Origin of the sequence: Sphingomonas sp., from assembly GCF_051962185.1 — a bacterium.
Lineage (GTDB): Bacteria > Pseudomonadota > Alphaproteobacteria > Sphingomonadales > Sphingomonadaceae > Sphingomonas.
This window is the reverse complement of record NZ_JBQCCN010000197.1, coordinates 1-5,200: the sequence shown is the minus strand read 5'-3', so window position 1 is coordinate 5,200 and position 5,200 is coordinate 1. Positions and strand designations below refer to the sequence as shown.

Sequence of the window (5,200 nt, the reverse complement as noted above, 5' to 3'; positions counted from 1 at the left end):
ATCGATCTGGGCATCTTCGGCGAAAGCCCTTGGAAATCCAAATTCTTTGGTACTGGAGCCGATTTCAATGTCGATTACGACGGTTATTACCGTGCGTAGTCGTCTCCAATTCCTGTTCCTCACGCTGGTGTCATTCGCATGTCTACACCAGCTTTTCGGAGTGCAGTAAAATGTTCTTACATAATGTACTTATTATTCTGGCCTACTTCATCGGAGTAGGGGCCGTCATGGTCTTTTTCGCGGGGTTGGGCTGGCTGATCTGGAATGTCGAGACATGGACGTATCGACTCGTCAAGTCTCGTATTGTCAGCTACTCGGCAATGATGCTGACGGGCATTGGCATATTTGCCCTCGCCACAGCGCTGCTCGGTGTGAAACTCTGATGCCCAGCAAATTCATCGTGTTCGTCAACGAACACGGCAAGGAAGTAGTCGGTGAGGCCAAGATAGACGAGGACGAGAACGTCAACCTCAGCCTCACCACCGAGGACAGCCGTGCCGAGTGGATCATCACACGCCACGAGGCACGCTCTGTCCAGTCTCTATTGGAAGCAATCAAGCCATGAAAAAACTGACCAACGCTGAAGCCAAGGCTGCGGCTCTGCGTGCCGCCGACTGGCTGGAAGCCAATCCTGACAGGCACGTGCGAGGTTTGCTCGCCGCTACCCAAAAAGGTTACGAAGTCAAACCGCTCGACCGCGAGGCCGAATGTTTCTGCGCGCTAGGTCGCCTCGCAAAAGAGGCTGACATCGACGCTGGTGGCTCCGATAGCTATCTGCCATTTACCGAACAACTGCCCGGTTTTGACAATATCGGGCTTTTGAGCATTTATGGTCCAAACGACTCCGGAGACACATGGACAGAACTGAAAGGTGTGACACCCCACTGTCCCTATCTCTCCTTGTCAGGCCCCGACGGCGTGAAGGCTCTGCGGCGATACGCCAACAACTTATAATGCGCCGCGCGTACGTATACCACCGCCTGCGCAAGTACGCGCGCAAGAAGTTCAAGCGCAGCGACCCCAAAGCCCTGAAATACTGGCGGTACTGGCACAAGATGTACGGCCACCACGTGAACCTGTGGGAACAGATCATATGAAAACCAATGTGGAATACATCCGCGACAACACGTGCCCGTGTTGCCTGACCAAACCATTCTCCTTCTACGAAGGGCCGTCGGGCGGCATGTGCACCAACGTCGAGTGCGCGACGTGCGAGAGCAGGCTCAACATCTGTTCTTTGGACAATCCGTTTGTCGTTGACATTCTCAGCGAAACGGACAAGGCCAAGGAACTGGCCGCGCAGAACACTCCCGCCCCCGGCAAGCCCCTTCTGCTGCGTCTGTGGCATTGGTTGGAAGCCAAGTTCGCCTCTGACAGCGCGCAGGTAGTATCGGAAGGTACTGACCCTTGGAGCAACCGCTGATGACTAAACACTTCTTCGTTCACACGCGAGACATGTGGCAAGATAGCTGGACGTACGGCGACTGGCGTCAGTATCTCTGCAAGCGCGGAGAAACCACGCAGTGTGCCAAGTTCTCGGCTATCCCGTTCGCGATCACGACCATCGCGTCGTGTTGGCTCATCATGATGGCAGTGCTGCTGACTTTCTACCCCCACGATGTGCTCAATATGACGAACATCATCGCCACTATGAGCCTTGCAGGATTCATCGTCATCGCCAATTTCCTGCTGTATGTCACCGACTACAATCTCATGGTTGCGGTCGGCCCACTCAACCGGCCCGACGGTTATCGGGTATTACCCGGAGACAAGTAATGTTCAACTTCTTCAGAAAGAAGCCCAAGTCACAAATTCGGCAGGCGATGGAACGCGCCGCCGACTGGCTTGAGGCCAATCGCGACCACCACATTCGTGGTTATCTGTCCGCGCGCAAAGATGGTAAAGAAACCAAACCGACATTTCCTGATGCGGAATGTTTCTGTGCCGTCGGTCGCCTGTGCAAGGAATACGGCGTCAATCGGACGTTCGAGCTTCCAATTTCCAGTTCCACTATGGGCGCAATTATTCGTGCGAACGATCAAGCGCTGACCAAGGCAGAAACCAACAACCGCGAGGTTTGCGGTTGGCGAGGACAAGGCGGTTACGCAGGCATTCGTGCGCTGCGCCGCTACGCAAAGAGGTACTGATATGCCCTTCACCAAACAAGACGTGGTCGCTGGTCTGGCACGTGCTGCTGACTGGCTCACCAAGAACCCCGACCGACATATTGCGGGGACACTCGCTCGCGATAGCTATGGAGATAGCTGCGATCCGACCAATCCAAATGCGCAGTGCTTCTGTGCACTCGGACGCTTCGCAAACGAGATGGGCGTCGCTGTGCCGCTGGATACGCAAAATCCAAATGAGGAATACGAGCCGCTCTATTCGCTCATTGGACGCAATGCTGTGCGCAGTATCTATCGCGCGAACGACGGCGATACACTGCGCGATGCTGAGGGACGAGCCTTGCGCTCTACCCATTGCGGTGGCAAGCTGGCAGGCGACGAGGGCATCAACGCGCTCAAGGCGCTCGCCACCCGGCTCAATTACGAGCAAGACGTGGAAACGGAAGTCAAATGGGCCAGCTAACCGCCCCAAACGGCAAGCGGATCATAGGCACGTCTGATGTTATCCGCGTCACCGCCAACGTCACCGACTGGACCAAGGATTTGAAGCCGACCTTCTTTGGCGGGTCGGACATCTACTGGGACACTCAGAAGACTCGTACGACCAAGAGCGGCAATCTGATTGTCGTTGACGAGGACGGTGGCGAGCACCCCATCAACCAGTGTACCTACAGCGATGAAGAGGATATGTCCGATGAAGAAGCTGACGCCCTCTAACCTGCTCGATGCACTCGACAAGTCAATCGAGCACTTCGAGAAGCACCCGGAGACGTGGCAACGCGGCGGTATGTCCGATATCTACGGCAAATACCACTGCATGGCAGGACAGATGGCTGTTGAACTCGGTGTTGATTCTAAGTATGCAACTCGTACGGCGATCATCAATCGTGGCTATGAAATCAACGGCATCGTCAGAGGCTTGACTAACTACAGCATCGTCGTCGAAAATGACGCTGCCCGCGATGTTGGCGATGCTTTGACCAAGTTCACTTATGGATTGCGCCCACAACTTCAAGCCATCGTGGAGGCTGACCTATGACCGACAAGCTCATTTTCGGTGCGCGTTTCTCCGACGACGCCACGCAGTGGCTCAACGAGAAAGGCGAGCACGTAGACAATAGCGCGGAAGGGCTCGAGTTCGAGAAGTTCTCGACCGGCAATCTTACTGTCACCATCGGTAATCGGCATGAGAGCTATATGCGTACGCTCAGCCCATGGCAACAGAAGCTGGTGTATCAGTTCTTCACGCCGACCCCATCCAAGCCGTTCTTCACGGACGAAGTCCTCACCATCAAGGATACGATGCAGGACGACAACCTGCGCACCCTCGCCGCCGAAGGCGTACGCCTTGCCAAGTGGATCGCCGATGGCCTGCCTGTCACGGACGACGTGCGGACGGGCGCACAGCGCATCATCGATATTTGGACGGACGAGTGATGCGCATCACCATATACATCGACCTCGACCGACTGCCGGTTGATACCGCAGAGCAAGCTAATCACCTGAACCAAGATTTGTTACGGGCAGTTGATGGCGTGCTAGATACTTACCAGAACCACCGCTCTCCGGTGGATCGAGAAATTAAAGTGGAGGTTTCCGAATGATCTGCTCTCCTTATGCGACGCGCCTGACTGTGTTCGGCGTGCTGAACCCCGACAACAACAAGCCCTTCCGCTCGCGGGCGCTGCGACAGCAGGCGCGAGACACGTCCGTCATCCGCGAAGATGGCGCGTTCGACGCGACCGACGTGCCGGTCAAGTACCACCCCGAGACGAAGTACAAGCCCTCGAAGACCGAACGGCGTCACGCTTCGCGGTACTTCCGCGCGTGCAATCAGGAAGGCAAGGCCGTTGCCATCCTCAGCGACGATAATTAATGTCCTGAGGGTCGAGTCCGAAGATGGACTTGGCCCTTGGCATGGACCCCATTCTTGGAAGTTCTATGACGAAGTCATGGACGATTATAACCGAGGTAGCCGCGACCTTATCAAATGGGAAGCTCCGGGCACGCACACGCCGCCCGAAGACGACCCGGCGCTGTGGCCACACCACGGCCCGCAAATGCTGGTCGGGTGCAAGGACATGGACCAGATCAAGTACTGGTTCCCCCACTTTCTGTGGGTCCACCTTGTGGACTCGGGATACATGCTCGCCACCTACGAATGCCCCAGCGAGCACGTGTTCTTCGGCAAAGAACAACTCTATTTCAACCGCCATCACGCCAAGCGTGTAAAAACGGAGCCTTTGGAAAATGCCCCAGATCACCCAACGGAGCGCTGATGCGCTCAAGCGCACCATCGATTGGGCGCGAGCACATCCTGATCTTATGATCAAGGACATACTCGCTTCCAAGCGAAACGGCGACTCGTGCGAGCCTACCGACCCAGAAGCACATTGCTTTTGTGCTATCGGTCGCCTTGCGAAGGAACTTGACGTCGACGTAAGTTACAACGGTTATCAGCGTATCGCCGATGCGCTTGGCGTTGAACGTCGCTACCTCGATAGGATTATCTCGGGCAATGACTGGTCATTCGGCGACGATGGCAAGCTCAACGAGTGTCATCGTATAATCGCTGACAGGCGAGGGATCGACCGCATGGACGATCTGCTCAAGCATGCTGAGATTGTCGAATGAGAGGCATCCTCATCAATCCCCGCAACCGTCTTGTCGCTGAAGTCAACGGTGATTTCAGCGATTTCGAGGCAATCAACGATGTCGTCCAGAGCGACACCTTCGCCATTGGCCCCGACTTGGGACCTACGTTGACCACCTTTGTCGATGACGAAGGTGCTCTCAAGATGGACCAGCACTGGTTCCGGTTCCTTGGCGTGTCCCACGCCATTGCCGGGAACATGCTGATCCTAGGCAACAAGGGTATGGATACGTCCGTGTCCCTCGATGCTGCAATCACCCCTGACCGCGTGCGCGCTCTCGTCAAATGGGTCACCCCAGAAGATGCAGAGAGCGATTTTCCCCCCGTTACCATCACTACCCCAACCGGGGTACAGACTTTCCCCGTCAAATTCAGGAGTATGCCGCGATGAAGACTTTCGCGCAGATTGTGCTCGCTCGTG

Annotated in this window: 15 protein-coding genes; all 15 read left to right on the top strand. The window is 55.7% G+C overall.

What is annotated here, in order from left to right:
* Positions 1–227 precede the first annotated feature (227 nt).
* A complete protein-coding gene (locus ACTHJR_RS12315; RefSeq protein WP_440523515.1) occupies positions 228–383 on the top strand; it encodes a hypothetical protein in 156 nt (51 codons plus the stop codon).
* Entirely contained in the window at positions 383–565 is a 183-nt protein-coding gene (locus ACTHJR_RS12310; protein ID WP_440523513.1) for a hypothetical protein, read from the top strand. Before ACTHJR_RS12315 ends, ACTHJR_RS12310 begins: the two co-directional genes overlap by 1 nt.
* On the top strand, positions 562–954 hold the full coding sequence (locus ACTHJR_RS12305; protein WP_440523512.1) for a hypothetical protein: 393 nt from the start codon (positions 562–564) through the stop codon (positions 952–954). Before ACTHJR_RS12310 ends, ACTHJR_RS12305 begins: the two co-directional genes overlap by 4 nt.
* A gap of 139 nt (positions 955–1,093) precedes the next feature.
* The gene (locus ACTHJR_RS12300) at positions 1,094–1,423 is read left to right on the top strand and encodes a hypothetical protein (protein WP_440523510.1); all 330 of its coding nucleotides are present in this window, start codon (positions 1,094–1,096) and stop codon (positions 1,421–1,423) included.
* Complete coding sequence (locus tag ACTHJR_RS12295; protein ID WP_440523508.1) at positions 1,408–1,776, top strand: hypothetical protein; 369 nt, start codon at positions 1,408–1,410, stop codon at positions 1,774–1,776. Before ACTHJR_RS12300 ends, ACTHJR_RS12295 begins: the two co-directional genes overlap by 16 nt.
* Positions 1,776–2,147 carry a hypothetical protein gene (locus tag ACTHJR_RS12290; protein WP_440523507.1) on the top strand — a complete coding sequence of 124 codons (372 nt, stop codon included), beginning with the start codon at positions 1,776–1,778 and terminating at the stop codon, positions 2,145–2,147. The genes ACTHJR_RS12295 and ACTHJR_RS12290 overlap by 1 nt, the downstream gene beginning before the upstream one ends.
* A 1-nt stretch (position 2,148) precedes the next feature.
* Positions 2,149–2,589 (top strand): hypothetical protein, encoded by a 441-nt coding sequence (locus ACTHJR_RS12285; RefSeq protein WP_440523505.1) that lies wholly within the window; start codon positions 2,149–2,151, stop codon positions 2,587–2,589.
* Positions 2,577–2,843: a hypothetical protein gene (locus ACTHJR_RS12280; RefSeq protein ID WP_440523504.1), complete on the top strand. Its 267-nt coding sequence runs from the start codon at positions 2,577–2,579 to the stop codon at positions 2,841–2,843. Before ACTHJR_RS12285 ends, ACTHJR_RS12280 begins: the two co-directional genes overlap by 13 nt.
* On the top strand, positions 2,821–3,165 hold the full coding sequence (locus ACTHJR_RS12275) for a hypothetical protein (RefSeq protein ID WP_440523503.1): 345 nt from the start codon (positions 2,821–2,823) through the stop codon (positions 3,163–3,165). The genes ACTHJR_RS12280 and ACTHJR_RS12275 overlap by 23 nt, the downstream gene beginning before the upstream one ends.
* The gene (locus ACTHJR_RS12270) at positions 3,162–3,563 is read left to right on the top strand and encodes a hypothetical protein (protein ID WP_440523502.1); all 402 of its coding nucleotides are present in this window, start codon (positions 3,162–3,164) and stop codon (positions 3,561–3,563) included. Before ACTHJR_RS12275 ends, ACTHJR_RS12270 begins: the two co-directional genes overlap by 4 nt.
* Complete coding sequence (locus ACTHJR_RS12265) at positions 3,560–3,730, top strand: hypothetical protein (protein WP_440523501.1); 171 nt, start codon at positions 3,560–3,562, stop codon at positions 3,728–3,730. Before ACTHJR_RS12270 ends, ACTHJR_RS12265 begins: the two co-directional genes overlap by 4 nt.
* Positions 3,727–4,002: a hypothetical protein gene (locus tag ACTHJR_RS12260; RefSeq protein WP_440523500.1), complete on the top strand. Its 276-nt coding sequence runs from the start codon at positions 3,727–3,729 to the stop codon at positions 4,000–4,002. Before ACTHJR_RS12265 ends, ACTHJR_RS12260 begins: the two co-directional genes overlap by 4 nt.
* Before the next feature lie 76 nt (positions 4,003–4,078).
* Entirely contained in the window at positions 4,079–4,405 is a 327-nt protein-coding gene (locus ACTHJR_RS12255; RefSeq protein ID WP_440523499.1) for a hypothetical protein, read from the top strand.
* Positions 4,377–4,760 (top strand): hypothetical protein, encoded by a 384-nt coding sequence (locus tag ACTHJR_RS12250; RefSeq protein ID WP_440523498.1) that lies wholly within the window; start codon positions 4,377–4,379, stop codon positions 4,758–4,760. The genes ACTHJR_RS12255 and ACTHJR_RS12250 overlap by 29 nt, the downstream gene beginning before the upstream one ends.
* A complete protein-coding gene (locus ACTHJR_RS12245) occupies positions 4,757–5,170 on the top strand; it encodes a hypothetical protein (protein WP_440523497.1) in 414 nt (137 codons plus the stop codon). The genes ACTHJR_RS12250 and ACTHJR_RS12245 overlap by 4 nt, the downstream gene beginning before the upstream one ends.
* The last annotated feature ends 30 nt before the right edge of the window (positions 5,171–5,200 follow it).

What these genes read in the sequence shown, in the direction of transcription:
- ACTHJR_RS12290 (WP_440523507.1), top strand. Translation starts at nt 1,776, where the DNA reads ATGTTCAACTTCTTCAGAAAGAAGCCCAAGTCACAAATTCGGCAGGCG.
- ACTHJR_RS12310 (WP_440523513.1), top strand. Translation starts at nt 383, where the DNA reads ATGCCCAGCAAATTCATCGTGTTCGTCAACGAACACGGCAAGGAAGTA.
- ACTHJR_RS12280 (WP_440523504.1), top strand. Translation starts at nt 2,577, where the DNA reads ATGGGCCAGCTAACCGCCCCAAACGGCAAGCGGATCATAGGCACGTCT.
- ACTHJR_RS12275 (WP_440523503.1), top strand. Translation starts at nt 2,821, where the DNA reads ATGAAGAAGCTGACGCCCTCTAACCTGCTCGATGCACTCGACAAGTCA.
- ACTHJR_RS12255 (WP_440523499.1), top strand. Translation starts at nt 4,079, where the DNA reads ATGGACGATTATAACCGAGGTAGCCGCGACCTTATCAAATGGGAAGCT.
- ACTHJR_RS12260 (WP_440523500.1), top strand. Translation starts at nt 3,727, where the DNA reads ATGATCTGCTCTCCTTATGCGACGCGCCTGACTGTGTTCGGCGTGCTG.
- ACTHJR_RS12285 (WP_440523505.1), top strand. Translation starts at nt 2,149, where the DNA reads ATGCCCTTCACCAAACAAGACGTGGTCGCTGGTCTGGCACGTGCTGCT.
- ACTHJR_RS12305 (WP_440523512.1), top strand. Translation starts at nt 562, where the DNA reads ATGAAAAAACTGACCAACGCTGAAGCCAAGGCTGCGGCTCTGCGTGCC.
- ACTHJR_RS12245 (WP_440523497.1), top strand. Translation starts at nt 4,757, where the DNA reads ATGAGAGGCATCCTCATCAATCCCCGCAACCGTCTTGTCGCTGAAGTC.
- ACTHJR_RS12270 (WP_440523502.1), top strand. Translation starts at nt 3,162, where the DNA reads ATGACCGACAAGCTCATTTTCGGTGCGCGTTTCTCCGACGACGCCACG.
- ACTHJR_RS12315 (WP_440523515.1), top strand. Translation starts at nt 228, where the DNA reads ATGGTCTTTTTCGCGGGGTTGGGCTGGCTGATCTGGAATGTCGAGACA.
- ACTHJR_RS12300 (WP_440523510.1), top strand. Translation starts at nt 1,094, where the DNA reads ATGAAAACCAATGTGGAATACATCCGCGACAACACGTGCCCGTGTTGC.
- ACTHJR_RS12250 (WP_440523498.1), top strand. Translation starts at nt 4,377, where the DNA reads ATGCCCCAGATCACCCAACGGAGCGCTGATGCGCTCAAGCGCACCATC.